This window comes from Solidesulfovibrio carbinoliphilus subsp. oakridgensis (genome assembly GCF_000177215.2).
GTDB lineage: Bacteria > Desulfobacterota > Desulfovibrionia > Desulfovibrionales > Desulfovibrionaceae > Solidesulfovibrio > Solidesulfovibrio carbinoliphilus.
Genome location: NZ_CM001368.1, coordinates 1,229,072 through 1,254,972, shown reverse-complemented (window position 1 = coordinate 1,254,972; position 25,901 = coordinate 1,229,072). Strand labels below are relative to the sequence as shown.

At 67.0% G+C, this 25,901-nt stretch carries 19 protein-coding genes and 1 tRNA gene; 4 read left to right on the top strand and 16 right to left on the bottom strand.

Translation table 11 applies throughout. The features are described 5' to 3' along the window. Positions 1-15: 15 nt before the first annotated feature. Positions 16-393: a fluoride efflux transporter CrcB gene (gene crcB, locus DFW101_RS05590; RefSeq protein WP_009180543.1), complete on the bottom strand. Its 378-nt coding sequence runs from the start codon at positions 391-393 to the stop codon at positions 16-18. A 294-nt stretch (positions 394-687) separates the two neighbouring features. On the opposite strand from crcB, the gene nifU reads away from it, so the two are divergent. Together nifU and nifS are read left to right on the top strand one after the other, a co-directional pair. Continuing rightward, entirely contained in the window at positions 688-1,539 is an 852-nt protein-coding gene (gene nifU, locus DFW101_RS05585) for a Fe-S cluster assembly protein NifU (protein ID WP_009180542.1), read from the top strand. After that, positions 1,536-2,720 carry a cysteine desulfurase NifS gene (gene nifS, locus DFW101_RS05580; protein WP_009180541.1) on the top strand — a complete coding sequence of 395 codons (1,185 nt, stop codon included), beginning with the start codon at positions 1,536-1,538 and terminating at the stop codon, positions 2,718-2,720. Before nifU ends, nifS begins: the two co-directional genes overlap by 4 nt. Before the next feature lie 183 nt (positions 2,721-2,903). Here the strand turns inward: nifS and DFW101_RS05575 are convergent, their stop codons facing one another. Together DFW101_RS05575 and murA are read right to left on the bottom strand one after the other, a co-directional pair. Continuing rightward, positions 2,904-3,473, bottom strand: coding sequence for a hypothetical protein (locus DFW101_RS05575; protein ID WP_009180540.1), 570 nt, complete (start codon positions 3,471-3,473; stop codon positions 2,904-2,906). A 14-nt stretch (positions 3,474-3,487) separates the two neighbouring features. Then, positions 3,488-4,738, bottom strand: a complete 1,251-nt coding sequence (gene murA / locus DFW101_RS05570) for a UDP-N-acetylglucosamine 1-carboxyvinyltransferase (protein ID WP_009180539.1) — start codon at positions 4,736-4,738, stop codon at positions 3,488-3,490. 152 nt (positions 4,739-4,890) lie between these two features. Between murA and DFW101_RS05565 the strand changes: the two genes are divergently transcribed. After that, positions 4,891-4,966, top strand: a tRNA-His gene (locus DFW101_RS05565). An 89-nt stretch (positions 4,967-5,055) separates the two neighbouring features. Here the strand turns inward: DFW101_RS05565 and DFW101_RS05560 are convergent. From DFW101_RS05560 to DFW101_RS05510, 11 genes are all read right to left on the bottom strand, one after another. Further along, positions 5,056-5,748 (bottom strand): response regulator, encoded by a 693-nt coding sequence (locus DFW101_RS05560; RefSeq protein WP_009180538.1) that lies wholly within the window; start codon positions 5,746-5,748, stop codon positions 5,056-5,058. Then, a complete protein-coding gene (locus DFW101_RS05555; RefSeq protein ID WP_009180537.1) occupies positions 5,714-8,404 on the bottom strand; it encodes a sensor histidine kinase in 2,691 nt (896 codons plus the stop codon). The genes DFW101_RS05560 and DFW101_RS05555 overlap by 35 nt, the downstream gene beginning before the upstream one ends. A gap of 9 nt (positions 8,405-8,413) precedes the next feature. After that, positions 8,414-9,001, bottom strand: coding sequence for a potassium-transporting ATPase subunit KdpC (kdpC, locus tag DFW101_RS05550; RefSeq protein ID WP_009180536.1), 588 nt, complete (start codon positions 8,999-9,001; stop codon positions 8,414-8,416). An 11-nt stretch (positions 9,002-9,012) separates the two neighbouring features. Further along, entirely contained in the window at positions 9,013-11,082 is a 2,070-nt protein-coding gene (gene kdpB / locus DFW101_RS05545) for a potassium-transporting ATPase subunit KdpB (protein ID WP_009180535.1), read from the bottom strand. A 13-nt stretch (positions 11,083-11,095) separates the two neighbouring features. Continuing rightward, on the bottom strand, positions 11,096-12,850 hold the full coding sequence (kdpA, locus tag DFW101_RS05540; RefSeq protein WP_009180534.1) for a potassium-transporting ATPase subunit KdpA: 1,755 nt from the start codon (positions 12,848-12,850) through the stop codon (positions 11,096-11,098). Positions 12,851-13,578: 728 nt separating this feature from the next. Next, complete coding sequence (locus tag DFW101_RS05535; protein WP_009180533.1) at positions 13,579-14,667, bottom strand: HprK-related kinase B; 1,089 nt, start codon at positions 14,665-14,667, stop codon at positions 13,579-13,581. Further along, positions 14,664-15,548, bottom strand: a complete 885-nt coding sequence (locus tag DFW101_RS05530; RefSeq protein WP_009180532.1) for a GAK system ATP-grasp enzyme — start codon at positions 15,546-15,548, stop codon at positions 14,664-14,666. Before DFW101_RS05530 ends, DFW101_RS05535 begins: the two co-directional genes overlap by 4 nt. 26 nt (positions 15,549-15,574) lie before the next feature. Then, positions 15,575-17,206 carry a phosphate signaling complex PhoU family protein gene (locus tag DFW101_RS05525; RefSeq protein WP_009180531.1) on the bottom strand — a complete coding sequence of 544 codons (1,632 nt, stop codon included), beginning with the start codon at positions 17,204-17,206 and terminating at the stop codon, positions 15,575-15,577. Continuing rightward, positions 17,199-17,486 (bottom strand): amphi-Trp domain-containing protein, encoded by a 288-nt coding sequence (locus DFW101_RS05520; protein ID WP_009180530.1) that lies wholly within the window; start codon positions 17,484-17,486, stop codon positions 17,199-17,201. The genes DFW101_RS05525 and DFW101_RS05520 overlap by 8 nt, the downstream gene beginning before the upstream one ends. Before the next feature lie 260 nt (positions 17,487-17,746). Next, positions 17,747-21,166 (bottom strand): PAS domain S-box protein, encoded by a 3,420-nt coding sequence (locus DFW101_RS05515; RefSeq protein WP_009180529.1) that lies wholly within the window; start codon positions 21,164-21,166, stop codon positions 17,747-17,749. A gap of 104 nt (positions 21,167-21,270) precedes the next feature. Then, the gene (locus DFW101_RS05510) at positions 21,271-22,284 is read right to left on the bottom strand and encodes a glycosyltransferase (RefSeq protein WP_009180528.1); all 1,014 of its coding nucleotides are present in this window, start codon (positions 22,282-22,284) and stop codon (positions 21,271-21,273) included. Positions 22,285-22,430: 146 nt separating this feature from the next. Here DFW101_RS05510 and DFW101_RS05505 point away from each other — a divergent pair, with 146 nt between their 5' ends. After that, positions 22,431-23,918: a hybrid sensor histidine kinase/response regulator gene (locus DFW101_RS05505; protein ID WP_009180527.1), complete on the top strand. Its 1,488-nt coding sequence runs from the start codon at positions 22,431-22,433 to the stop codon at positions 23,916-23,918. Here the strand turns inward: DFW101_RS05505 and rfbD are convergent. Beyond that, complete coding sequence (rfbD, locus tag DFW101_RS05500; protein WP_009180526.1) at positions 23,891-24,772, bottom strand: dTDP-4-dehydrorhamnose reductase; 882 nt, start codon at positions 24,770-24,772, stop codon at positions 23,891-23,893. The two genes, DFW101_RS05505 and rfbD, sit on opposite strands and share 28 nt — an antisense overlap. Next, a complete protein-coding gene (gene rfbB / locus DFW101_RS05495) occupies positions 24,769-25,788 on the bottom strand; it encodes a dTDP-glucose 4,6-dehydratase (RefSeq protein WP_009180525.1) in 1,020 nt (339 codons plus the stop codon). The genes rfbD and rfbB overlap by 4 nt, the downstream gene beginning before the upstream one ends. Positions 25,789-25,901 lie beyond the last annotated feature (113 nt).

The following is a 25,901-nucleotide window of genomic DNA, read 5'->3' as shown; positions in this document are numbered from 1 at the left end:
CGGACGTGGGTCCGGCTACAGCATCCGGCCGAGCATGAGCCCGGCGAAAAGGGCGGCAAAGCCGAGGACGGTCTGGAAGGCCACATTGGCCAGGGCCGGCAGATAGCGGCCGTCTTCCAGAAACCCGGCGCTTTCGAAAATGAAGGTGGAAAACGTGGTGAAGGCGCCCATGAATCCCGTCAGGATCACGGCCCGGGCCTCGGTGCGCAAAAGCATCCGATCCTCGCCAAGCTCGAAGACCAGGCCGAAGAGAAAACAGCCGAGGATGTTGACCACGGCCGTGCCCCAGGGGAAATCCCGGCCGAACACGTCGTAGACCAACCCCGAGAGCCAGTAGCGGGCCAGGGTGCCGGCCGAGCCGGCCAGGGCGATGAGCCCGATTTTTTCCCACATCGCGTTTCTCCGCGACGGAAACCGGACCGCCGCATCGCTTTTTTTCCCACGTGCCCCGGACGTCGGCAGTGGCGCCTGGCCAGGGAAAACCGTACGGATTTCCCTGGCCGATCCATAGCCCAGAGCCCGGTTGGGGTAAAGGAGGCGATTGACTTGGGAAATCCTCTCATTATGGTATGAAACCGAGGGTTGCTCGAATGAAAAAGAGGGCCGCCGCCCCTTTCCCCGGCCCGCGTTGGGGCATACACTGGATGGGCGCGAAAGGGCGCCAAGCCTTGGTATACGGAGGAGACCATGTGGGAATACACCGATAAGGTCAGGGACCATTTTTTACATCCCCGCAACGTGGGGAGCCTCGAGGGCGCCAATGCGGTGGGCGAGGTGGGGTCGCTTGCCTGCGGCGATGCGCTCAAATTGTTTCTCAAAATCAACGACGCCGGCGTCATCGAGGACGCGACCTTCCAGACCTTCGGCTGTGCCTCGGCCATTGCCTCGAGTTCGGTCCTGACCGAACTCCTCAAGGGCAAGACCATCGCGGAAGCCAAGGCGCTCACCAACAAGGATATCGCGGAATTCCTGGGCGGGCTGCCCAAGGAGAAGATGCACTGCTCGGTCATGGGCCAGGAGGCCCTGGAAGCGGCCCTGGCCAATTACCTGGGCGAGAAGGTCCCCCAGGCCGAGCCCGAAGGCGAACTGGTGTGCAAGTGCTTTGGCGTCTACGACGGCCAGATCCGCCGGGCCATCCGGGAAAACAAGCTCACGAGCGTCGAGGAGATCACGGACTTCACCAAGGCCGGCGGCGGCTGCGGCGATTGCCAGGAACGCCTGCAAGCCATCCTCGACGAGGAACTGGGCCAGGCCGCGCCGGCCGCCGCCGCTACCGAGGCCCAGGCCGGGAAAAATCTCACTAACCTGGAGCGCATGAAGCTCGTCACCAAGGTCATGGAGGAGGAGATCCGGCCCAACCTCAAAAAGGACGGTGGCGACATCGAACTGGTGGACATCGACGGCCACACGGTCGTCGTCTCCCTGCGCGGGGCCTGCAAGGGCTGCCCCAAGAGCAACCTGACCCTGACCGAATTCGTCCAAAACAGACTGCGGGAACTGGTGGAGCCGGAGATCGTGGTCAAGGAGGCGGGCCGATGAAGCCGGTCTATCTCGACAACAACGCCACCACCATGGTGGCTCCGGAAGTCCTGGAAGAGATGCTGCCCTTTTTCGGGGAGCTTTACGGCAATCCGTCGAGCATGCACACCTTTGGCGGCCAGGTCGGCATCCGGCTCAAACAGGCCCGGACCGACATCGCCGAGGTGCTCGGCTGCCGGGCCGACGAACTGATATTCACTTCCTGCGGCTCCGAGGGCGACAACACGGCCATTTTGAGCGCCCTGGCCGCCCAGCCGGAAAAGCGCCACCTGATCACCACCCGGGTGGAACACCCGGCGGTCCTCAGCCTGGCCAAGCATCTGGAGGAGAAGGGCTACGAAGTCACCCTGCTCGGGGTGGACGAGTCCGGCCGGCTCGACATCGAGGAGCTCAAAGGCGCCATCCGCAAGGACACGGCGCTTGTCTCCGTCATGTACGCCAACAACGAGACCGGCACGATCTTCCCCATCCCGGAGATCGCGGCCCTGTGCAAGGCCCGCGGCGTCCTTTTCCACACCGACGCGGTCCAGGCCGTCGGCAAGGTGGACATCGATCTGGAAAAGCTTCCGGTCGACATGCTGGTCCTTTCCGGCCACAAACTCCATGCCCCCAAGGGCGTTGGCGTCCTCTACGTGCGCCGAGGCACGCCGTTTCGGCCGTTTCTGATCGGCGGCCACCAGGAGCGGGGCCGTCGGGCCGGCACGGAAAATACCGCCGGCATCATCGGCCTGGCCACGGCCATGAAGCTGGCCAAGGCGAACATGGCCAGCGAGAATTCCACGGTCAAGGCCCTGCGCGACCGACTGGAATCGGGACTTCTGGCCAGTATCCCCCACAGCCAGATCAACGGCGACATCGGCCACCGGCTGCCCAACACTTCGAGCATCGCCTTCAAGTTCGTGGAAGGGGAGGCCATCCTCCTCATGCTCGACCAGTACGGCATCTGCGCCAGTTCGGGCTCGGCCTGCACCTCGGGGAGCCTCGAGCCGTCCCATGTGCTGCGGGCCATGGGCGTGCCCTTCACCTTTGCCCACGGCTCGATCCGGTTCAGCCTCTCGCGGTATACGACGGACGCCGAGATCGACCTGGTCCTCGACAAGCTGCCGGGCATCATCGAGACCCTGCGCCGCATGTCGCCCTTTACCGAGGAATCCATGCCCAAGCCCGCCTGCACCTGTTAGGGGGGTAGGGAAAATGCCTCCGGCGGCCAAAAAGGATTGCCCCCTTTGGATTCCCGGGAGGGAGGCGAGTCGCCGGCGGGCATTTTCGGCCTGGCGGCGGAGGCGCTGAATGATCGATGATCGAGAAGAAAGGCCGGGACCTCGGTGACGAGGACCCGGCCTTTTACTGTCCGCCCAGGGGGATCAGTAGCCCGTGCCGGGCTGCTGCTGGTAGGTCCCGGGTTGCTGGTAGGGCGTGCCGGGCTGGGGGTAGGCTGTGCCCGGTTGCTGGTATGTGGTCCCGGGTTGCGGATATGCGGACCCGGGCTGCTGGTACGTGGTTCCCGGCTGTGGGTACGGTGTGCCTGGCTGTTGGTACGTCGTCCCGGGCTGCGGGTACGGGGTGCCGGCCGGCGGCGGGACCTGGGTGGCCAGGCCTTCCCGCACGATGCTCCGGGCGTCCTCCTGGGGACTCGCGCCAGGGACCAGGATGTTGTTGTCGCCGATGCCGGGCGCGCCCTGCCAGGTCTGTTCCCACTGGCCGCCCTGGGGCGGATAATACCTTGCCCCGTCGCACCGGCCGGCGCAGGGCGGGCACGAGGCGTTGCACAGCTGGGAGGGCGAAAAATCGGTCAGGGTCCCGGTGTCCACGACGCAGACCTGCTGTCCGGCCGCGTTCACGCAGGTGAAAAGCCCGACCGCGCCGGCCGGCACGGCCGGACAGACGAGGACGGCGGTAAGGACGAGCCGGCCAAGGACGCGTGACACAGACATGGTGGCCTCCTTGCTCAGGCGAGGCGTGCGATGTCCGCCCCGACGTTACGCAGTTTGACTTCCACGGCCTCGTAGCCCCGGTCCAGGTGGTAGACGCGCTGGATGAGCGTCTCCCCCCGGGCCGCCAGACCCGCCAGGACCAGCGAAGCGCTGGCCCGCAGGTCCGAGGCCATCACCGGCGCGCCGGTGAGCCCCTTGACGCCTCGAATAAACGCGTTTTGCGCGGAGATGCGGATCTGCGCGCCCAGGCGCACCAGCTCCTGGACATGCATGAAGCGGTTTTCGAAAATGGTTTCGCGGATCGACCCCGCGCCCATGGCCACGCACATAAGGGCCATGATCTGGGCCTGCACGTCGGTGGGAAAGCCGGGATAGGGCTGGGTGGCCACGTCCACGCCGATGAGCTGCTCGCCCCGGCGCACCAGCACCCCGGCGTTGGTGGCCTCGAAATGGACGCCCATTTCCCGCAGCTTCGAGACCACGGCGTCGAGTTCCATGTACGGGCAGCATTCGAGCCGCAGTTCGCCGTCGGTGATGGCCGCGGCCATCATGTAGGTGGCCGCCTCGATCCGGTCGGGCATAACGGAGTAGCTGCCGCCGCCGAGGTGCGGCACGCCCTCGATGGTGATGACCGAGGTGCCGTGGCCCGTGATCCTGGCCCCCATGGCGTTCAGGAAATCGGCCAGGTCGGCCACCTCGGGCTCGCGGGCCGCGTTTTCGAGAACCGTGACGCCACTCGCCAGGCTCGCGGCCATAATGAGGTTTTCCGTGCCGCCGACGGTCGGAAAGTCGAAGGTGATGTGCGCGCCGGTAAGGCCGTCGCAACGGCCCTCGATGTAGCCGGCCTCCAGGTTGAAGGTCGCGCCCATCTTTTCCAGGGCCGTCAGGTGCAGATCCACGGGCCGGGCCCCGATGGCGCAGCCGCCGGGCAGGGCCACCCGGGCCTGGCCGGTGCGGGCCAAAAGCGGCCCCAGGACCAGGACAGAGGCCCGCATGGTGCGCACCAGGTCGTAGGGGGCCTCGGCACTCAGGCTTTTGCTCGGCTCCAGGGTGACGGTGTTGTCCGTGAAGGTCGAGGGGCAGCCGAGGATATCGAGAAGTTTGAGCGTGGTATGGATGTCGCGGAGTCTGGGGACGTTCTCGATGACCGCCTGCCTGGTCAGAAGCGGGGCGGCGAGCAGAATGGGCAGGGCGGCGTTTTTGGAGCCGCTGATGCGGACGGTGCCACGAAGGGGTTTACCGCCCCGGATGAGGAGAGTATCCATGGTAGAATCCTTGTCTGATTTGCGTGGAAATGGCAAGAACCGGAGAAGGGCTTGCGGGGCGGACCATAGCCCGGGCCGTCCTGATGGGCAAGGGAATCAAAAAAGTTGTTGACGCGGGGGGATGCCGGGGCTAAGACGTTCGTTCGCCAGTGGTGACTGTAGCTCAGTTGGTAGAGTCCCAGGTTGTGGCCCTGGTTGCCGTGGGTTCGAGTCCCATCAGTCACCCCACGAATTTCCTTTTGAAAAGGCCCGGTTTGTCGCCGGGCCTTTTTATTTGCAATCGCGTTCGAAACGAGCGGTGAAAAGCCTGGGCGTTGTCAGTCCACGAGCCGATACCCGATGCCTGTTTCCGTGTGCAAATAGCGGGGGCGGGCCGGGTCCGATTCAATTTTCTGCCGCAGCTTATGGATGTGGATGCGGACGTAATGTTCCTGCCCTTGGCTCTGTTTCCCCCAGACTTCCCGCAGCAGCTGGCTGTGGGTGACCACCTTGCCGGCATGGCGGGCCAGATAGGCCAGAAGCTTGAACTCCGTCGGAGTCAGATGGAGGTCCTCTCCCTTGAGGCTTGCCACATGGGCCTCCAGGTCGAGGCTCAGTTCCCCGAACGTATAACGGGAAGGCGGCGACTCCCCGTCGCTCCCTCCCCGCCGCAGGCAAACCCGGATTCTCGCGGCCAGCTCGCCCAGGCTGAAGGGCTTGGTGAGATAATCGGAAGCGCCGAGGTCCAGAGCCGTCACCTTGTCCCGCTCCCGCGACCGGACGGACAGGACGATGACCTTGGCGCGAAGCCACACGGGCAGCGTGCGCAAGAGCTCCTCGCCGTCCATGTCCGGCAGCCCCAGATCGAGAAGGATGACGTCCGGCCCGTGGGAGGCGATCAGGGAAAGCGCCTCATGCCCCGAGCCGGCCTCGATGACCGCGTACCCCTCGGCTTCCAGGAAGGGGGACAGAAAACGACGGATGGGCGGTTCGTCGTCAACGATGAGGATGGTTTTCTTGCTCGTGCTCATGGAGAGGGAGGGTGATGGTGAATGCGGCTCCGGTCTGCCCGCCGGTCTGATCCGCCGTGATCGTGCCCCCGTGCGCCTTGACCACGGCGCGGCAGATGGCCAGGCCCAGGCCATAGCCGGCGGCGCTCGCCCGGTCGCCCCGCTGGAAGCGCTCGAAAAGTTTTTCCGGGTCGCCCGGGGGCAGGCCGGGACCGGTGTCGCTGACCGTGACAAGGGCCTGACGGCCGCGCACGGCTGCGCCAACGCGTATCTCCGTCCCCGGCGGCGTGTGCTTGGCCGCGTTTTCCAGCAGGTTGATGAGTACCTGTTCCATGAGGACTTCGTCCATGGGAATCGGCGGCAGGTCATCCGGGATGTCGAGGCGAACCTCGTGCCCGACGAGCAGTCCCTCCAGGCGGGTCAGCGCGCTCCCCACCACTTCCTCGATGGGGATGGGCTTGATGTCGGGCGCCACGGAACCGGACTCCAGGGCGGCGATGCGCAGCAGATTGTCCACCAGCCGTTCCAGGCGGGAAGCCTCGGCGACGATATTTTCCTCCAGGGAACGGCGGACGGTCGCTGTCGTGGCCTCGCCAAGGGCCAGGAGGCTTTCGGCGGAACCGGCGATGGCGGCCAGCGGCGTCTTGAAATCGTGGGTGACGGTGGAAAGGAGCGCGGCCCGCAGTTTTTCCCGTTCCGCCTCCACCAGCGTGGCCTTGGCCTTCTCTTCCAGGCGGTCCACATCCAGGGCCAGGGCCGTCTGGTGCACCACGGCCTCGAGCAGGCGGCGTTGATCCGGGAGTTCCAGGGCCTCGCCCGTCGCCAGGTCGTCGGGGCGCAGACCCATGACGCCGAGAATCGCCTCTGTCCCCGGCAGGGGCAGATAAAGGGCATCGGATTCGGCCAGGGTCTGGGTGGAGAGGCCGGCGGGCCTGCCGTTGTCGAAAACCCACTGGGCCACGCCGACATCCTTGTCGGAAAGCGTTTCCTCGGTTTCGGAGACAAAGGCGTTGGCGAGCTTGCCTTCCGGGTTCGGCAGCAGGGTGAAAGCCGTGCAGCCAAAGACCCGGGCGATATGTTCCCGGGCCACCCGCAGGAGGTTGCCGGCCCCGCGCGTGGTGGCCAGACTCCGGGAGAAATCGCTCAACTCCGAAGCCTGCCGTTCCAACTGGACGGCGCTGTCCGCCTGGGCCTTGATGCGGGAAGCCATGCTGCTCACGACCAGGGCCGCCAGGAACATCACGGCGAACGTGACCAGATAGGCCATATCCGTCACCGAAAAGCTGAACCGCGGCGGCACGAAGCAGAAATCGAAGGCCAGGACGCTGGCAAACGAGGTCAGGAGCGAGGCAGGCCGGGACAGCCAGACCGAGGCGGCCATGACGCCGACCAGATAGACCATGATGAGGTTGGCCAGTTCGAAATAGGGGTACATGCCGAAGCAGGCCCCGGTGCACGCGCCCACGATGCCAAGCGCCGCGAGCAGGTCTTTGCCTCGGGGCTTTCGGACGACGCCGGGATTGCGCGAGGCAGGACGCCGAGAGTCCTGCCCTTTGATGACGTGGATATCGATTTCCCCGCTTTCGCGTACCAGCCGATCGACCGGGCTGCCCCGGAACATGTCGAGCATGGTGCGGCGCAAGGGTTTGCCGATGACGATCCGGGTCACGTTGTGCTGTCTGGCGAAGCCGACGATGAGCCTGGCCACGTCCGCCCCGGTCAGGACATGGGTCTCGGCGCCCAGTTCCTGGGCCAGATGCAGATTGGCCAGGGCTCTTGCGGTCGGGTTTCCTTCCGGCCGCTGCTGGATGAACAGGGCGTGCCAGGAGGCGTGCAGGCTGTCGGCCATGCGCTTGGCGGCCCGCACCAGGGTCGCCGAGGAGGGCGAGGGCCCGACGCAGACCAGGATGCGTTCGGCCGTGGGCCAGGTGGTTTCGATGGCATGGCCCTTGCGGTAGACGAGCACCTCGGTGTTGACCCGGTTGGCGGTCTGGCGCAGGGCCAGTTCCCGAAGCGCGTTCAGGTTTCCCGGGCGGAAGAAGTTCTCCCCGGCCCATTCGGCTTGCCGGGGCAGGTAGACCTTGCCTTCCTTCAGGCGCTGGCGCAGGTCCTCGGGCGGCAGGTCCACCAGGATGACGGACTGGGCCTTGGCCAAGACGGCGTCCGGCACGGTCTCGCGCACGCGCACGCCGGTGATTTGCGCCACGATGTCGTTTAGGCTTTCCAGATGCTGGACGTTGAGCGTCGTCCAGACGTTTTGGCCATGCGCAAGCAGCTCTTCCACATCCTGCCACCGCTTGGGGTGACGGGAGCCGGGGGCGTTGGTGTGGGCCAGTTCGTCGACCAGGACCAGGGCGGGACGCCTGGCCAGGACGGCATTCAGGTCGAACTCGGAAAGGACATGCCCCCGGTACGCGACAGGCCGTTTGGGCAACACGGCCATGCCGTACAAAAGGGCCTCGGTGTCCTGGCGGCCATGGGTCTCCACGACGCCGACCAGCGGTTCGATGCCTTCGGCCATCTTGAGGCGTGCGGCTTCCAGCATGGCGTAGGTCTTGCCGACGCCAGGGGCCATGCCGAGAAAGATGCGCAACTGCCCACGGCGCTCGCGTTCCTCTTCGCGCTGCACCATGTCCAGCAGGGCATCCGGGTCGGGGCGTTTGTCCTCGTTGCGCATGCCGCCACCCTACTTCGAGCCGGCCAGGCCATCCAGGGCCAGGTTCAGGCCCAGGACGTTTATGCGCGGTTCTCCCCAAAAACCCCAGAGACGGCCCTCGGCGTGACGGGCGACGAGATCGGCCACCACTTGGCGGGACAGTCCCCGGGCCTTGGCGACCCGGTCGACCTGCCAGGCGGCGGCTTGGGGGCTGATGTGGGGATCGAGGCCGCTGGCCGAGGTCGTGACCAGATCCATGGGGACCTCCCCGCCGGGATTGTCCTTGCCGAGGGCGGCGGCCCGGTCCCTGACCGCCTCGCGCAGGGCCGGATTGGAGGGTGCGAGGTTGGAGCCGGAGGAGCTGGCCGCGTTGCCTGGAAATGGAGCCGTGGCCGAAGGCCGTCCCCAAAAGTACCGGTCCGAGGAAAAGGGTTGGCCGATGCAGGCCGATCCCAGGACGACGCCGTCTTGGCGCAGGAGGGAACCCCGGGCCTGGGCGGGATAAAGCCCCGTTCCGAGGACGGTCACGACCAGGGGATAGCCCAGTCCGGTCAGGACGCTTAGCCACAGGAACATCAGGCAGGAGGGCTTCAACTGTTCGTAAATCTTGGTGAACATACAAGGCTCCTTTAGGCCCAGCCCAGGGCGGCGATAACGAGGTCGATGCATTTGATGCCGACAAAGGGCACGGCAAGTCCCCCCAGCCCGTAGAGGAGAAGATTGCGCCGCAGGGCCGTCGCGGCCGGAACCGGCACGTATTTGACCCCCTTGAGGGCCAGGGGGATCAGAAAGACGATGATGAGGGCATTGAAAACCACGGCCGAGAGCACGGCCGATTTGGGCGTGGCCAGTCCCATGACGTCGAGCACGGCCAGTTGGGGGTAGATGCCGACGAACACGGCCGGGATGATGGCGAAGTATTTGGCGATGTCGTTGGCGATGGAAAAGGTGGTAAGCGACCCGCGCGTCATCAGCAATTGCTTGCCGATGGCCACCACTTCCAGGAGCTTGGTGGGGTTGGAGTCGAGGTCCACCATGTTCCCGGCCTCCTTGGCCGCCTGGGTCCCGGAATTCATGGCCACGCCGACGTCGGCCTGGGCCAGGGCCGGGGCGTCGTTGGTGCCGTCGCCGGTCATGGCCACCATCTTCCCCTCGGCCTGGTACTGGCGGATGCGGGAGAGCTTGGCCTCGGGCGTGGCCTCGGCCAGGAAGTCGTCCACGCCGGCTTCGGCGGCGATGGCGGCGGCGGTCAGCGGATTGTCGCCCGTGACCATGATGGTCTTGATGCCCATGGCCCGAAGCTCGGCAAACCGCTCGCGGATGCCGCCCTTGACGATGTCCTTGAGCCAGACCACGCCGAGCGGCCGGCCGTTTTCGGCCACCACCAGCGGCGTGCCGCCGGATTTGGCCACCTCGTGGATGGCGCCCTCGATCTCCTCGGACAGCCGGTGGCCCGCGGCCTCGGCCAGGGCCTTGACGGCATCGGCCGCGCCCTTGCGGATGGCCCGTCCCGGCAGGTCCACGCCGGACAGCCGTGTCTGGGCCGTAAACGGCACAAAGTCGGCGCCAAGCGCCCCCAGGTCGTGGCCACGGATGCCGAAGCGCTCCTTGGCCAGGACCACGATGGAACGGCCCTCGGGCGTCTCGTCGGCCAGGGACGCAAGCTGGGCCACCTCGGCCAGCTGCCGCTCGCTTACGCCCCTGGCCGGCAAAAAGGCGGCGGCCTGCCGGTTGCCAAGGGTGATGGTGCCGGTTTTGTCGAGGAGCAGCACGTCCACATCGCCGGCGGCTTCCACGGCCCGGCCCGAAGTGGCGATGACGCCGGCCTGGATCAGCCGGTCCATGCCGGCGATGCCGATGGCCGAAAGGAGGCCGCCGATGGTGGTCGGGGCCAGGCAGACGAAAAGCGCGGCCAGGGCGGTGATGGTCACGGCCTGGCCCTGGCCGGAGGCGGCCACGGCATAGGCCGACATGGGCCGAAGTGTCACGCAGACCACGAGAAAGATCAGGGTCAGGGAGGCGAGCAGGATATTGAGGGCGATTTCGTTCGGCGTCTTGCGGCGTTTGGCCCCTTCCACCAGCGAAATCATGCGGTCGAGAAACGTTTCGCCGGCATCGGCCGCCACCCGGACCACCAGCCAGTCCGAGAGCAGCCGCGTGCCGCCGGTGACGGCGCTGCGATCGCCGCCGCCCTCGCGGATGACCGGGGCGCTCTCGCCCGTGATGGCGGACTCGTCCACCGAGGCGATGCCCTCCACGATCTCGCCGTCGGAAGGAATGGTGTCCCCGGCTTCCACCAGGACCAGATCGCCCCGTCCCAGGCTGCTGGCCGGGACCTCGTTCCAGACGGCGTCCCGGCGCGGCGCGGCCAGTTTCCTGGCGGCCACGTCCCGGCGCAGGCCGCGAAGGGCGGCGGCTTGCGCCTTGCCCCGCCCCTCGGCCATGGCTTCGGCGAAGTTGGCGAAAAGCACCGTGGCCCAGAGCCAGGCTGCAACGCCGGCCACGAAACCGAAGGGAGCCTCCCCGTGGCCCAGGGCCGACTGGACGGCCAGCAGCGTGGTCAGGAGGCTGCCGACATACACGGTGAACATGACGGGATTCCTGGCTTGCCGGGCCGGAGCGAGCTTGCGCAGGCAATCGATGCCGGCCTGGCGGACGATGGCGGGATCGAACAGCGGACGTTTGGTATTCTTGGACATGGCGACAACCTCGTTATTCGATTCGCAAAAGCGCCAGATGTTCGGCCACGGGGCCAAGGGCCAGGGCGGGCACGAAGGTGAGGGCCCCGACCACCAGCACCACGACCATAAGCAGCGTGACGAAAATCGGCCCGTGGGTCGGCAGGGTGCCGGGCCCCTGGGCGAGACGCTTTTTCCCGGCCAGGGAGCCGGCCAGGGCCAGTACGGGTAGAATCAGCCAGTAGCGGGACACGAACATGGCCACCGCCCCGGCAAGCGTCCAGAAAGGCGAGGACGCGGTCAGGCCGGCAAAGGCGCTGCCGTTGTTGTTGCCCATGGACGAGAAGGCGTAGAGCATCTGGGAAAAGCCGTGGGGGCCGGGATTGGACACGGCGTCCGGCGGTCCGGCCACGGAGGCGAGGGCCGTGCCGGCCAGGCACAGGAAGGGCGGGATCAGGATGACCAGGGCGGCCATCTTGGTCTCGAAGGGTTCGATCTTCTTGCCGCAGTATTCCGGCGTGCGCCCGACCATGAGCCCGGCCACGAAGACCGTGACCACGGCGAAGACCAGCATTCCATACAGGCCGGACCCGACGCCCCCGAAGACCACCTCGCCAAGCTGCATCAAAAGCATGGGCCACATGCCGCCAAGCGGCGAGAAGCTGTCGTGCATGGCGTTGACCGAGCCGTTGGAGGCGGCGGTGGTGGCGGCGGCCCACAGGGCGGAACCGGCCGCGCCAAAGCGCACCTCCTTGCCCTCGAGGCTGGGCGTGGCCGGGATGCCGATGCCGGCCAGGGCCGGATTGGGAACGGATTCGGCCTGGAGCGTCAGCACGGCGAATCCGGCGAAAAGAAGGGTCATGGCCGCGAGCACGGCCAATCCCTGCCGCCTGTCGCCGATCATGGCCCCGAAGGTATGGCAAAAGGCCGCCGGAATGAGGAGGATGGCCAGCATTTCCAGGAGATTGGTCAGGGGCGTCGGGTTCTCGAAGGGGTGGGCGGAATTGACGTTGAAATAGCCGCCGCCGTTGGTGCCGAGTTGCTTGATGGCCACCTGGGAGGCCACGGGGCCAAGGATGATGGTCTGGCGGGCGGGCGGCTGGTCGGCCTGGGAGGGCGCCTGTTCCGTGGGAGGCGCAACGCGGGGCGCGGGATCGAGCCAGGCGGCATCGACCTGTCCCTCGAACGTCTGGGGGACGCCCTGCCAGATGAGGACCAGGGCCAGCACCAGGGAAAGCGGCAGCAGCACGTAGAGCACGGAGCGGGTGAGGTCATACCAGAAATTGCCCAGATTCGCCGTCTCCCGGCGCGCCAGCCCCCGGATCAAGGCTACGGCGACGGCCATGCCGGTGGCGGCGGAAAGGAAGTTCTGGACGGCCAGGGCCAGCATCTGGGTGAGGATGCTCATGGTCGTCTCACCGCCGTAGGCCTGCCAGTTGGTGTTGGTGGCGAAACTTATGGCCGTGTTCAGGGCCACGAACGGGTCCACGCCCGGGAGGTGGAGGGGATTGAGCGGCAAGACTCCCTGGAGCCGCTCCAGGCCATAGACCGCGAAGATGCCGAGAGCATTGATCCCCGTCACGGCCAGGGCATAGGTTTTCCAGTCCATCTCCCGGGCGGCGTTAACGCCGCCAAGCCGGTACAGCAGCCGCTCGATCGGGCCGAGGACACTGTCCAGGCCGCACGGCCGCCCCTGGTACACCCGGGCGGCATACAACCCCAAAGGCCAGGACAGGACGAGGAGAAGAGCGATAAAAAATAATAATTGCAGCATACTGATCTGGTTCATTCAAACCACTCCGGTTTGCACAAGGCTGCCAGCAGGTAGGCGAACAACGCGGCCGCGATGACCAGGACGGCAATGTCCATTGTCAGCTCCTTTGCAACCGTTCGAGAAGTTCGATCAGGCCGTAAAGGCCGAGAACCAGGACCAGGGTGAGGACGACGAAAAGGATGTCCATCGAAAAACTCCTTGAAGTGGCCATCGATGGCAACCGTATAGCCCATGGGATGTTTAGGCGATGTATAGCTGCAGGGGAGCCGCATAAATTTTCATTTACGGGCAAAGGAGGGGGAGAGGGCGGGAGGTGCGGCGTCCCATGCCGCGGCTTTGCAGGGAGCGCCAGGGAGGTCTTTTTCTCGCGAAGCGGCTTTTGGCGTGAGGAATGCTGTATTTTTTCGCGAACCTTGCGCAGAGCCAGCCGGTCAAAGCGGCCGTCGATCCCAGTGCGCAGCCCGTATTTGGCCAATCCCCTCCAGCAGCCTCAACTGGTCGATGGACTCGGGCATGGCCTGCACCCCTTCCCGCTTGAGCCTGGCTATGAGTATCTGGCACTGCAGCGCCGGCAAAGAGATTTTGCTGCGAAAAAGGCCCGGTCATGCGCCGGGCCTTTTCGTTTTGGCGGCCACTCCGGCCTTTGCGGTCCCGAGGCTCGAATCGGCCGTGCTCGGGGGACTTGGGGGCCCTCCTGGCTGTTCGGGGCGTGGGAACGAAGGCGGCCGCCGGCGTGGACGGCCCTAGCGGCGAATGTCCCGCAGGAAGTCCAGGCAGGCCATGGCCGCCTGGTGGAAGTCCACGCCGCCGTCGATTTCGAGCACCGGCAGGTCGCCGAGGAGGTCGAGGTAGCTGTCCTGGCTGGCCAGGGAGGCTTCCGACGGATCCTCGAATTCGTAGAAAAGGCCCACGTCCTTCATGAAGGCGGCCATGAGGTCGCGGCGGCGGCGCAGATCGACCCGGGACGCGGTCATGGGCGAGGCGTCGCGTTTCCAGCGAAGGACCACCAGCCCGGCCATGGCGCACGAAAGCGTGAACCGGCCGGGCCCGAAGCAGTCGTCGATGAAGGCGTCGTATTTGTGCTCCAGGTCCCACAGCGCGGCCTGGGGCAGGGCGGAAAACCGCTTGCGGTCCGCTTCCCCCATGACCGAGGCCAGGTTCGGGTTGTTGAGCACGGTGCCGGGATTGACCCGGGGCATCTTGGCCACCCCGGTCATGGTCAGCCGGCCGCTGTCGCCCCGGGCCACCATGATCCGGTCGTTGCTGACGAAATCCGTGCCGTGGCGCATGATTTCGAGGGCCAGGGTGGATTTGCCGGCCCCGGAGAAGCCGGAAAGGACCAGCCCCTGGCCGGCCTCGGCGATGCCGGCGGCGTGAAAGAGCAGGGCCCCGCGCTTGAGGCGCAGTTCGATGAAGCGGTTGTTGATGAAATTGACGACTTGATTGTCATTTTGGAGGCAGGGCCCGACCGCGTAGTTCTCCCCGTGCCCGAAGGCGAAGACGAGCCCGGTCTTGAGCTTTCGCACCACCCGGCCGTCCGGCAGTTCGGCGTAGGCCTCCTTGAGGCTCTTGCCGCCCTCGCGTTCCTGGACGGCAAAGGGCAGGTCCAGCTCCGGAGGTGCGGCCTCGATGGCCACGACCGGCACCACGGTCGCGCCGCCACCGCCCGCGAAGTCCCGGAAGTAGTGGGCGAGCGTGTCGATCAGCGCCTGGGAGTTGGACGAGACGGCCACGGTCACGTCGTCGAAGGTCACCTCCAGCCGGTGGGGGGCCGGAGTGGACGCGAGGATGGGAGCCAGGAGGTGGGCAAGCGTCGGCAGGGTGGTCGTCATCGTATGTTCTCCAGCACGTAGTCGGCGTAGGCCCCGGCCGCGTCCAGGCCGCAGGCGTCGAGCAGGCCGCGAAAGCCGCCAAAGGCCGACACTTCGTAGATGGCCGCCCCGTCCGGGGTTTCGACCACGTCCACGCAGGTAAAGGCCATGCCCGGGAAAAGGCCCTGGGCCTTGCGGGCCAGCTCGATGATCGCGTCCGACGGGGTGTGGGGCACGTAGCGCCCGCCCGTGCGGGTGGTGGTGTCCCAGGAGGTGCCGCTGCCCTGCCGGGCGTAGGTGGCCAGGTACTTGCCGCCGAGAAAGGACACGCCGAGGTCCTTGTGCCCGCCGGCATGGGACACCAGTTTCTGGATGTACATGACCTGGTTGCCGGCGGCCTTGTAGTCCGCGATCTCCTCCCGGGCCTCGGCCGTGTCCTCGATGACGGTCATGCCCCGGGCCTTGGAGCTGTAAAGCGGCTTGAACACGGCCCGGCCGAACCGGGCCACGGTCTCGGCCGCTTCCTCGATGTCTTCGGTCACCACCGTCGGCGGCATGGGAATGCCGCCAAGGCGCAGGACCGCCGTGCCCGAGAGCCGGTCGATCAATCGGAACATGCTGTCCGGGTTCGAGAAGACAGGCACCCCGCCCTGGTGCAGGAACCGGAGGATCTCCATGCGATCCAGGGCGTCCGGCGAGTAGGAGGGGGCGATCTTCTTGACGATGACCGCATCCAGGGAAGTCAGGTCCGTGCCCCGGCAAAAGGCCTTGCCCGTGTCCAGGTCGAGCCGGACCTCGGCCATGTCGATGCACAGGCGATAGCCGGTTCTCTCTTCCAGGGCGTCCAGAAGCCGCAGGGTGGACCATCCCTTGGGGATGCCCACCACGCCGATTTTTGGCATTTGTTTCTCCATATGGGGCATTGCGCTCAGTAGCAGACAGCGGCCAGGGGCAGCCGGAAGCCGGCCGGATCGCCGGCGTGGCCGGCCACCCGGGACAGCAGGAATATGCCGCGGGCGAGCATCAGTTTGGAAAACCGTTCGCTCAGTTCGAACCGGGTCGAGGTGACAAACGACCGGGCCAGGCCGAGGGCCAGGCGCATCTCGAAGGCCGCGTCGCCGTTTGCGGCGGCAAAGGACCGGGCGAATCCGAAAAATTCCACGATCACGGAGTTGAGGATGTGCCGCCTTGGGGGATCGAAGACCGGCAGGCGGAAGTTCGAGACCATGAAGACCGAGACGTCCTGGGCCAGGTCGGCCTGGGCCGAGCGGTGCAGGTCGATATAGTGGATGCGGTCCGTGGCCGGATCGTAGAGGATGTTGTTGCTGTTGTAGTCGCCGTGGATGAGGACGGAAAACGGGGCGGAGAGGGTTTTTTCCACGGCTGCGGCCGCGTCGATGGCCGCGTCGAGGGAGGGGAGCGGACAGGCGCCGATGGCTCGCCGGCCGGTGCGGAACTGGGGATGGACGGTCAGTACCTCGTCGAGCCTGGCCCGCAACTGGCGGATGGCGTCGGCCGGGACCGGGGTCCGGACCAGGGTCTTTTCCCACAGTGCGCCGGCCACCCGGCACTGGGCGGCCAGGGCCCGGCGCAAAAGCGCCAGTTCGCCGGCCACGGCCAGGTCCTGGACGGTCTGGCCGGGCAGGAGCTCGACCAGCATAGAGCTCGATTTCCGGCCTTCGCGAAAGGCCTCGACCCGGGGCGGCAGTCCCGGCAGGAGGGCCTCCCACCGTTCGATGTTGGCCGCCTCCTTGCGCAGCTTGTCCGTGTCGCCGTCCTTGAAGATGACGTCCACGTGGCAGTCGCCGCCCTCGGTCCGGTCCGCGATCCGTCCGATGCGGCAGCCCGAACGGGTGCCCCAGATGGATTCGAATTCCAGGGCCGACAGGGGGATCTCATGGCCGCTTTCGGTCAGGATGTCTTTTAAGGCCGTGAACTGGTGGATCTTGAACTTGTCGCCGGTGATGCCGAAGATGGCGGCCTCGCCGATATTTAAGAGCGCGTCCCCGATCCGCTCCAGGTAGCGGAAGATGAAAAGCGTGGTGAGCAGGTCGCCGGTCCGGTAGCCGGTCCGCAGCTCGTCGCGGATCCGGTCGAACTGCTCCTTGTAGAGACGGTCGAGGGTCAGCTCGCTGCGGCAGATTTTAAGGGCCGCGGTCATGTCCCGCTGGAGCACGGCTTTGGGCGCGAGGGCCAGCGCCTGCTTGATCTCCGCGAAAAAGGGCAGGTAGGCGTACTGCTTGATGCATTCGGGATCGTCGTAGTGGCGGGTCTGACGCACCACGTTGACGGCATGGTCCCCTACCCGCTCCAGGTTGTTGCCGATGATGTTCATGGCCCGTATCCGGGCCACGTCCTGGGGGTTTGGCCGGTCCTCGCCGTGCAGGGTGGCGAAGCAGGCGTTCTCGATGACGCTTTTCAGGTTGTCGATGTAGTCGTCCCGGGCCTCGATCCTGACGATGGCCTTCTCGTCGTGCTTCTCGATAACGGCCAGGGTCCCGTCCATCTGCCGTTCCACCTCGACCAGCAGGAACTGGAAATTGGTCTCGATCTCATGCATCGCTTGGTTCCCGGGCCGTGATGAGGAGAGGGGCGTCGAGGATGGCGCATTCCTTGTCCCGCTCCTTCCAGCGAAAGGTCAGCTTGAGCTTCCTGTCCTCGCCCTTGAGCTTGCCTTCGACGGTCACCGCCACCAGGCCCTTGGGCAAAAGCTCCAGCACCTGCTCGCCCTGGGTCAGGGTGACCGCGCCGTTGGCAAAGCCGTCCCGGACGGCTTCGAGATATTCGGCGATGGCGGCCGGCTCCTGCAACCCTTCGTATTTGAAAACCTTGTTCGTCACGATGCCTCCTTGGTCCCGGCACTGCGGGGGGCGGTGCCAAGCTTCGGCGGATGATTACCACGCGATTATGAAGAAAAGGTGAAGACCGGACCGCAAATTGACCGCAACGCGCATCCGGCCCGGGCCGGCGCGCCGCCGGGCGGCCGGCATCGGAAGCCGGCACGCGCATCCCTCCCGCCGCGCCATCTCTCCTCAAATCGCCCTCTTCCCGGCGTTCGTCAACGGTTTGAGGTCCGGACGACACGGCCGGCGCCGGAGCCTCAGCCCGTCTTGTCCGGGCCCGAGGCCGGGGCGGCGGCCCTTTGCGCCGGCCGCGTCCGGATGGTCTCGCCGGCCAGGAGCAGGGCGTCCTTAAGCGAGGCCAAGACCTCTTCGGCGGCGTCGGCATCGGCCTGGCGCAGGTGCGCCTCCAGACGGCCGGCCAGCCGGCGCGAGGATTCGGCGCCCACCGCGCCGGCGATGTTTTTGAGCGAATGGGCGGCCAGGGCCGCCTCGTCCCAGTTCTCGTTGGCGCTGCAAAGGGTGATCAGGCGCAGCTGGCGCGGATACTGGCGCAGGAAGTCGGACTGCAGCTCCCGCAGCAGTTCGGCGTCGCCGCCAAGGCGCAGGAGCGCGCGCTCGGTGTCCAGGGCCAGGACCGGCTGGGCCGATGCCGCGGCCTGGGGCGCGGCCGGGGACAGCCCGGCCGCGATGCGTTGCAGCATGGCGTCGAGCAGCTGGAAGTTCAGGGGTTTCGGCAGATAGTCGGTCATGCCGGCGGACAGGCAGCGCTCCCTGGCGCCACTGAGGGCATGGGCGGTCATGGCGATGACGGGGATGTCGCGGTTGGCCGGGCCGGCCAACCCGGCGCGAAGCCGCCTGGTGGTCTCCAGGCCGTCGAGTTCCGGCATCTCCAGGTCCATGAGGACCACGTCGAAGGGGCGCTCGGCCAGGCGGGCGAGGGCCACCTGGCCGTTTTCGGCCAGGGTGTAGCCGTGGCCGCGCCGGGACAGGTAGGAGGTGGCCACCTTGATGTTGACCGGATTGTCCTCGGCCAGCAGGATGCGAAGCGCCGCCTGTCCGACCGGGGCCGCCGCTCCGGCGGGGGACGCCTGGGGGACGGGTTCCGCCGGGGGCAAGGGCTGGCCCTGGGGCAGGGGTAGGACGACGCGGAAGGTGCTGCCCCGGCCGGGCGTGCTCTCGGTCCGGATGCCGCCGCCCATGAGCCGGGCCAGCTCCCGGCAGATGGCCAGGCCAAGTCCCGTGCCGCCGTAGTGCTTCCCGACCGAGGCGTTGGCCTGGGTGAACATCTCGAAGATGGAGGCGAGCTTGTCCGAGGGGATGCCGACGCCGGTGTCGGCCACGGTGAATTCGAGAAAAAGCGGGTCGCCTGGGGCGTCCGGCCCGGCCATGGGGGCTACGGACACGGTCACGCCGCCCTGGTCGGTGAATTTGAGGGCGTTGCCGATCAGGTTGGTGAGGATCTGACGCACCCGAACCTCGTCGCCGGTGACAAAGCGCGGCACGGCCGGGGCGATGGCCAGGCCGAGGAAGAGTGCCTTTTGCGCGGCCTGGGGGCGCATGGCCCGGACGGTCGCGGCCAGGGTGCGGCGCAGGTCGAAGTCTTCCCGGGCCACGTCGAGTTTTCGGGCCTCGATCCGGGAGATGTCGAGAATGTCGTTTATGAGGGCGAGCAGGCTTGCCGCGGACTCGCGCACGGTTTCCAGGGCATCGCGCTGCTGGGCCGAAAGGAGGGTGCCGAGCGTCAGTTCGGTCATGCCGATGACCGCATGCAGGGGCGTGCGGATGTCGTGGCTCATCTTGGCCAGGAAGTCGCTCTTGGCCCGGTTGGCGGTTTCGGCCGTCTCCTTGGCCTGGCGCAGGTCGGCTTCGATGGCCTTGACGTCGGTGATGTCCCGGACAATGGCGAAATAGCGGTAGTTCTCCCCGGCCCGGCTCGGGTAGCGGTGCAGGCGCAGGGCCACGGGAACAACCGAGCCGTCCCGGCGCCGGTATTCCTTCTCGAAAACGTCGGAGAAGCCGCAGGTGTCGACGGCGGTGCGCAGGATCGTTTCCTCGGTCTCGTGCCAGGACTCGGGTGTCAGGTCCTTGTAGGTCAGCCGGCCGAGCTCGTCGCGGCTGTAGCCCACCATTTCCCGGAAGGCCGGATTGGACTCCATGATGCGGCCGTTGTCGTCCACCACCACGAATCCGTCCCGGATGGAGGCGAGCAGGGCCCGGTACTTGGTTTCCGAGGCCAAAAGCGCCTTTTCCGAACGCTTGCGGTCGGTGATGTCCAGGGCCACGTTGACGATGCCGGCCGGTCTGCCCGAGGCGTCCTTGAAAACGGATTTGAGCACCATCATGTCATGGAGGGAGCCGTCCCTGAAGGCGGACTCGATTTCCATTTCCATGGTCTGTTCCGGATTCCGGAGAAGCTCGGCATCGGAGATCTCGATCCGTTCGGCCTGGGCCGGGGACTCGGTTTCGCGGCAGGTCTTGCCGAGGATTTCGGCCTGGGGGTGGATATCGCGGGCATAGGCCCGGTTGCAGCCCAGGTAGCGGCCGTCGAGTCCCTTGAAGACGATGCGGGCCGGAATGGCGTCGATGATGTCCTGGGTGAAGCGGACGCGTTCGCCAAGCCGGTCGGCCATGGCGTCCAGGGCCCGGCCGAGTTCCGCCAGTTCGCCCTGCCCGTCGGCCAAGCCCGAGCGCCGGGCCAGGTCGCCGCCGGCCATGGCCGCGGCCATCTGCACCAGCCGTTGGATTGGCCCGAGCAGAAAGGATCCGGCGAAGAGGTGGGCGGCCACCAGGGCCAGGGCCAGCGCCAGTCCGAGGCCGACCATGTCCCGGCCCATGACCGCCTCCAGCGGACCGAGGACCGCGCGGGCGGGCAAGCCGACCAGGATGTGGAAACGGGTGGTCGCGTCGGCCGCCACGTCGGCGGTCACATAGTAAAACGGGGAACCGTCCGTCCCGGGGGCGGTCCAGGCCGTGTCCGGATCGGCGTCGTGCCGGGCACGCAGGGCGTCGGCCCCGTCCAGGGGATGGCCGACGGCCGGGGAGGGGCCGGGCCAGGAGGCCAGGACAATGCCGGCGTCGTCGAACAGACAGGCTTCGGAGCCCTCCGGCAACCGACTTTTGGCGAAAATGCCCGTGAAGCTGCTCAGACGCAGGTTCAGAACGCACACGCCGACGATGCGGCCTGCGGCGTCCAGGACCGGGTGGGCCATGGCGATGCCGGGTTCGCCGCTACGCCGGCCGATCCGGTAGCCGCCGACGGCCAGGGCGTTCGTGGTCAGGGCACGGCGGACCCAGGGGCGGTCGGCGTAATTGGCTTGGCCGCCATCGGCGGTGGAGGCCACGACGGATCCGTCGAGGCGCAGCAGGGCGATGGAGGCGAAATTGGAAAAGACTTCTCCGGCCCGTTTGAGGGTCTGCTCCGCCGGCTGCGGAGACATGGAGACGATTTCCGGCAGCCGGGCCAGGCCGTGGAGCGCCTCGCCGGCGCCCGACAGGGTGGACTGGACGTTGGCGGCGGTCAGTTCGGCCACGCTTTCGAGATTGTTCTCGGCGACCTGGCGGGCCATTTCCTGCTTTTCCAGGGCCGAGACGACATGGAGGACGATGGCCGGCACCAAGGTGAGCAGAACCAGGCAGAAAAGACGCGTGCGCAGGCTTTGCAGCCGCAGCCATGTCATGGGCCGACTCCGGGAACGGGGAATACGCGCCGCAAGGCGCACGCCGCTTTGTTTCCCCTGTTAGGAGAGTCCGGCGTGAAAAGCAAGATCGGCCATGGCCGGGGTCAGGCCGCCGGCAGGTAGGACCGGCCGAGCACGAAGCCCCGGGCTTCCAGCACGGCCGACAGGTACTCGGTCGCCCCCCGGCTGGCCACGTACGGCACGACGAAGCAGGTGTCGGGGCCGGGCACGTCGTCGAGATGGAGGACCGGCCGGCCGGCCACCGTCTTGCCTACCTTTCGCGGGTCGATGTCGAGCCAGGCGGTGATGGCCACGCCGTGGGCGAGCAGGTGTTCGGCCCGGCGGCGCGTGATGCGGCCGGCCCCGGCCACGATGATGCCGGGATGGTGCGGGTTGGCCCGGGCGAGGTGCCGGGCCAGATACCCGGCCTTGATCCGGTGAAACGCGTCCGCCCCGTAGCGGGGATCGGTGCGCGAAAGCCGGCCCGGCGGATCGTTCCAGGTGTAAAGGGTCTGCGCCACCTTGGCCATGGCCACGCCGGCCTCGCTCCAGCGCAGCCACAGTTCGTAGTCCTCGGGAAAATCGCCTTGCCGGTAGCCGCCGAAACGGCCGGGCAGCCCGGCCCGGAACATGACCGTGGGGTGGGGCAGGGGGGATTCCCGGAAAAGCCCCAGCCGGATGGCCTCGGGCGTTCGCACGGCGTTGGCCCAGTCGAGGTGGGCGAGATACCCCCGGGCCGCCACGGGATCGCCGCCGAACCCGGCCAGGCAGGAGACCAGGCCGATCCCGGGGTGCTCGTCCAGGAAGCGGGCTTGCCGTTCGAGGCGCCGGGGATGGCAGCGGTCGTCGGCGTCCATGCGGGCGATGTAGCGGCCCCGGGCGGCGGCGAGCCCGGCGGACAGGGCGGCCACGATCCCGCCGTGGGGCCGGTCGAGCACCCGGAACCGGGCATCCCTGGCGGCAAAGGCGGCGAGCACGGCCCGGGTGGCCCCGTTGTCGTCGGAACCGTCGTTTATGGCCACGACCTCGAAATCGGACGCGGTCTGGCCGGCCAGGCTCGCCAGGGCGGCAGGCAGGGTGGCGGCCGCGTTTCGCGCCGGAAGGACCACGGAAACCATCCGGGTCTTTTAACGGGACCGGCCGGACGGGGCAAGGCGGGAGGCTGAGGGGGGGCTCAGTTTGTTTTTCTTGATATTCGGCATTGCTCTGCAATTTTACGTTTGGTAGGTTTCTGAAACGCTTCCCGGGAGACGTACCCCAGCCCATGTCCGACCCGCGAATTCTTCTTGTCTCAGACAGCGCCGTTTTGGCCACAGCCGTTGTCCGCCACTGCGCCGACATTTCGGGTCTTGGGGCCGTGCGGGCCGGGGACGCGGACGAAGCCACGGCCTTGCTCGCCGGTGGCGGACGCCAGGGCTTCCTGCTGAGCGTGGTGGATCTTGGCCTGCCGGACGCGGCCGTGGGACGGCTGGCCGGGGTGGCGGCCACGGAAGGCATTCCCTGGCTGGCCGTGGCCGACCATTACACGCCGGCCCTGCGGGAAAAGGCCGAAGCGCTCGACGCCATCGATTTCGTGGTGGCCGACGCCGAGGAGCCCGAAGGCGTGGCCCGGTATGTGGACCGGCTGCTCAAGAACCGGGGCGCCCGCATCCTGGTGGTCGAGGACTCCGCCTTCATGCGGGTCCACCTGCGCCGCCAGCTGCGCCGCTACCAGTTTCGCGTCCACATGGCCGGCTCGCCCGGCCTGGCCATGCGCATCCTGGAGCAGCGGCCGGACATCACGGCCGTCATCATCGACTACGAAATGCCGGACCAGAACGGCGTGGAGCTGACCCGGGCCATCCGGCGGCGGTTTCGCCACCGGGAGGTCTGCCTCATCGGCATCTCGGGCAAGGCGCCCCGGGCCATCTCGGCGGAATTTCTCAAAAACGGCGGCGACGATTATCTCCACAAACCCTTCGAACGCGAGGAGCTCTACTGCCGGGTGCTCCACGGGGTCGAGGCCGTGGAGCGGATGCTCGAGATCAAGCGTCTGGAGCGGCTTCGCCGGATGTTCCTCTCCATGCTGGCCCACGACCTCAAAAGCCCGGCCGGCGGCATCGTCGGCGCGGCCAACCTGATCCTCGACGGCGTGTGCGGCCAGGTCGGCAGCGAGGTCCGGGAGATGGCCGCGGTCATCAGCCAGGCCGGCCGCCGGCTTTGCACGCTGGCCGCCAACATGCAGGACCTGACCCGCCTGGAGACCGGCCGCCTGGAGCCGTCGCTCGTCATGTCCCATCTGGACGGCCTGATCATGGAGCGGGCCCGCCTGGCCGAGGCCACGGCCTCGGGAAAGGGCATCCGGCTCGAGGCCGACGTGGCGCCGCTGCCGGTCATGGCCTTCGATCCCGATCTGGTGGCCCGGCTGCTCGACAACCTGCTGTCCAACGCCGTCAAGTTTTCCCCGCCCAAATCCCGTGTCCGCGTGGAACTCGAGGCCGCCGCCGGCGAGGCCGTGATCCGGGTCCACGACCAGGGCCCGGGCATCCTGCCCGAGGAACGCCACCGCCTGTTCAAGCCCTTCGAACGCCTGTCCGCCCGGCCCACGGCCGGGGAAAAGAGCCTCGGCCTCGGCCTGGCCATCGCCGAAGGCATCGTCACCGCCCACGGCGGCCGCATCTGGGTGGAATGCCAGCCGGGGCAGGGCGCGGTCTTTTGCTTCACCCTGCCCATCGAGACCGCCGCTCAATCGTCCGACTGTTCCTGCGAATAGACGTAGTCCCGCACTGCCTGGACCCAGGGCCTCGGCTCCCGGCCGATGGTTCCGGCCAGCTTGGCCGTGGAGAGCACGGAATAGGCCGGCCGCTTGGCCTTTTGCGGATACTGCGACGAGGGGATGGACACCACCCGGCACGGCAGCCCGGCGGCGCTGACGGCCTCGGCGGCCAGTTCGCACCAGCTGGCATGGCCCGAGCCCGCGGCATGGAAGATGCCGGACTTGCCCGTGGCGGCGAGCTCCGCCGACCAGCCGGCCAGGTCCAGGGTGGAGGTGGGGGAGCCGATCTGGTCCCCGACCACCCGCAACTCCTCGCGTGTGGCGGCAAGCCCCAGGATGGTGGCCACGAAGTTCTTCTTGCCCGGCCCGAAGAGCCAGGCCGTGCGCAGGATCTGGTAGCGCAAAAGCCCGGTTTCGAGGATGGCCTGCTCCCCGGCCAGCTTGCTCGCCCCGTAGACCGATTCCGGGCCGGTCGGGTCCTCTTCCGTGTACGGCGTGGCCTTGTCCCCCCGAAACACGAAATCCGTGCTGTAGTGGACGAGCATAGCCCTGGCCGCGTCGCAGGCCCGGGCCAGGCCGGCCGGCAGGTCGCGGTTCAGGCGATAGGCTGCCTCCGTGTCGTCCTCGGCCGCGTCCACGGCCGTGTAGGCCACGGTGTTGAAGAGGTGGGTGGCGGAAAAATCGGCCAGGGCCCGGGAGACGGCCTCGGTGTCAAAGGGGTCGAGTTCCGTGCGGGTGGTCGGCCGCACGGCAAACCCCGCCTCGGCGAGGGCCTGGGTCAGAGGGCGGCCGAGCAGTCCGGTCTTGCCGCCAAGAACGATGGCGCGCCCTTTCTCGAGAGTTTCGCTCATGCCCGCTCCCCGTACCATTTGTCCATGAACTGGCGGTAGGCCCCGCTCTGGACGCTTTCGAGCCAGGCGCCGTTTTGGCGGTACCAGTCCATGGTTTCCCGGATGCCGCGCACGAAGTCGTATTCGGGCCGAAATCCCAGCTCCCGCGTGGCCTTGGTGAAGTCCATGGCGTAGCGGCGGTCGTGGCCGGGCCGGTCGGTGACGAAGCGAATGAGGCTTTCGGGCTTGCCGAGGGCGGCGAGGATGGTGCGCACCACCTCGATGTTGGGTTTTTCCGCGTCCCCGCCGAAGTTGTAGACCTCGCCCGGCCGGCCTTTGAGAAGGGTCAGTTCCACGCCCCGGCAGTGGTCGATGACGTAGATCCAGTCGCGGACATTGAGGCCGTCGCCGTAGACCGGCAGGGGCTCCTCGGCCACGGCCTTGGAGAACATGAGCGGAATGAGCTTTTCCGGGAACTGGAACGGCCCGTAGTTGTTGGAGCAGCGGGTGATGACCGTGTCCATGCCGTAGGTCTCGTGGGCGGCCCGCACCAGCATGTCGGCTCCGGCCTTGCTGGCCGAATAGGGGCTGTTGGGGGCCAGCGGCGTCTCCTCGGAAAACTTCCCGTCCGGCCCCAGCGTGCCGTAGACCTCGTCGGTGGAGACGTGGACGAAGCGGCGGATGCCGTAAAGCCGGGCCGCGTCGAGAAGGCTCTGGGTGCCGGCCACGTTGGTGCGGACAAACGGCGAGGCGTCGGAGATGGAGCGGTCCACGTGGGTTTCGGCGGCGAAATTGACCACCGCCTCGATGTTATGTTCCTCGAAGAGGTGGAGCGCCAGTTCGCTGTTGGCGATGTCGCCCCGGGCGAAGACGTAGCGGTCCGCGTAGGCGGCCTCCACGTCGGCCAGGCTTTGGCGGTTGCCGGCATAGGTCAGGGCGTCGAGGTTGACGATGGTCAGTCCGTCATGGCGAGCCAGCATGTCGCGGATGAAGTTGGAGCCGATAAAGCCGCATCCGCCGGTCACGAGCAGTCGCATCGATGCTTTGTCCTTTTATTTAAGGGTTTTGTCTTTTTCCTCAGGTGTCGCGGGAACAAATCTTACCGATTTTTGAAAAAATGTCTTGCCAAATCAGGGGGACCCACATACAT

Excerpts from the sequence above, each read along its gene's own strand:
- crcB (WP_009180543.1), bottom strand. The coding sequence starts at position 393 with ATGTGGGAAAAAATCGGGCTCATCGCCCTGGCCGGCTCGGCCGGCACC.
- nifU (WP_009180542.1), top strand. The coding sequence starts at position 688 with ATGTGGGAATACACCGATAAGGTCAGGGACCATTTTTTACATCCCCGC.
- nifS (WP_009180541.1), top strand. The coding sequence starts at position 1,536 with ATGAAGCCGGTCTATCTCGACAACAACGCCACCACCATGGTGGCTCCG.
- DFW101_RS05575 (WP_009180540.1), bottom strand. The coding sequence starts at position 3,473 with ATGTCTGTGTCACGCGTCCTTGGCCGGCTCGTCCTTACCGCCGTCCTC.
- murA (WP_009180539.1), bottom strand. The coding sequence starts at position 4,738 with ATGGATACTCTCCTCATCCGGGGCGGTAAACCCCTTCGTGGCACCGTC.
- DFW101_RS05560 (WP_009180538.1), bottom strand. The coding sequence starts at position 5,748 with ATGAGCACGAGCAAGAAAACCATCCTCATCGTTGACGACGAACCGCCC.
- DFW101_RS05555 (WP_009180537.1), bottom strand. The coding sequence starts at position 8,404 with ATGCGCAACGAGGACAAACGCCCCGACCCGGATGCCCTGCTGGACATG.
- kdpC (WP_009180536.1), bottom strand. The coding sequence starts at position 9,001 with ATGTTCACCAAGATTTACGAACAGTTGAAGCCCTCCTGCCTGATGTTC.
- kdpB (WP_009180535.1), bottom strand. The coding sequence starts at position 11,082 with ATGTCCAAGAATACCAAACGTCCGCTGTTCGATCCCGCCATCGTCCGC.
- kdpA (WP_009180534.1), bottom strand. The coding sequence starts at position 12,850 with ATGAACCAGATCAGTATGCTGCAATTATTATTTTTTATCGCTCTTCTC.
- DFW101_RS05535 (WP_009180533.1), bottom strand. The coding sequence starts at position 14,667 with ATGACGACCACCCTGCCGACGCTTGCCCACCTCCTGGCTCCCATCCTC.
- DFW101_RS05530 (WP_009180532.1), bottom strand. The coding sequence starts at position 15,548 with ATGCCAAAAATCGGCGTGGTGGGCATCCCCAAGGGATGGTCCACCCTG.
- DFW101_RS05525 (WP_009180531.1), bottom strand. The coding sequence starts at position 17,206 with ATGCATGAGATCGAGACCAATTTCCAGTTCCTGCTGGTCGAGGTGGAA.
- DFW101_RS05515 (WP_009180529.1), bottom strand. The coding sequence starts at position 21,166 with ATGACATGGCTGCGGCTGCAAAGCCTGCGCACGCGTCTTTTCTGCCTG.
- DFW101_RS05510 (WP_009180528.1), bottom strand. The coding sequence starts at position 22,284 with ATGGTTTCCGTGGTCCTTCCGGCGCGAAACGCGGCCGCCACCCTGCCT.
- DFW101_RS05505 (WP_009180527.1), top strand. The coding sequence starts at position 22,431 with ATGTCCGACCCGCGAATTCTTCTTGTCTCAGACAGCGCCGTTTTGGCC.
- rfbD (WP_009180526.1), bottom strand. The coding sequence starts at position 24,772 with ATGAGCGAAACTCTCGAGAAAGGGCGCGCCATCGTTCTTGGCGGCAAG.
- rfbB (WP_009180525.1), bottom strand. The coding sequence starts at position 25,788 with ATGCGACTGCTCGTGACCGGCGGATGCGGCTTTATCGGCTCCAACTTC.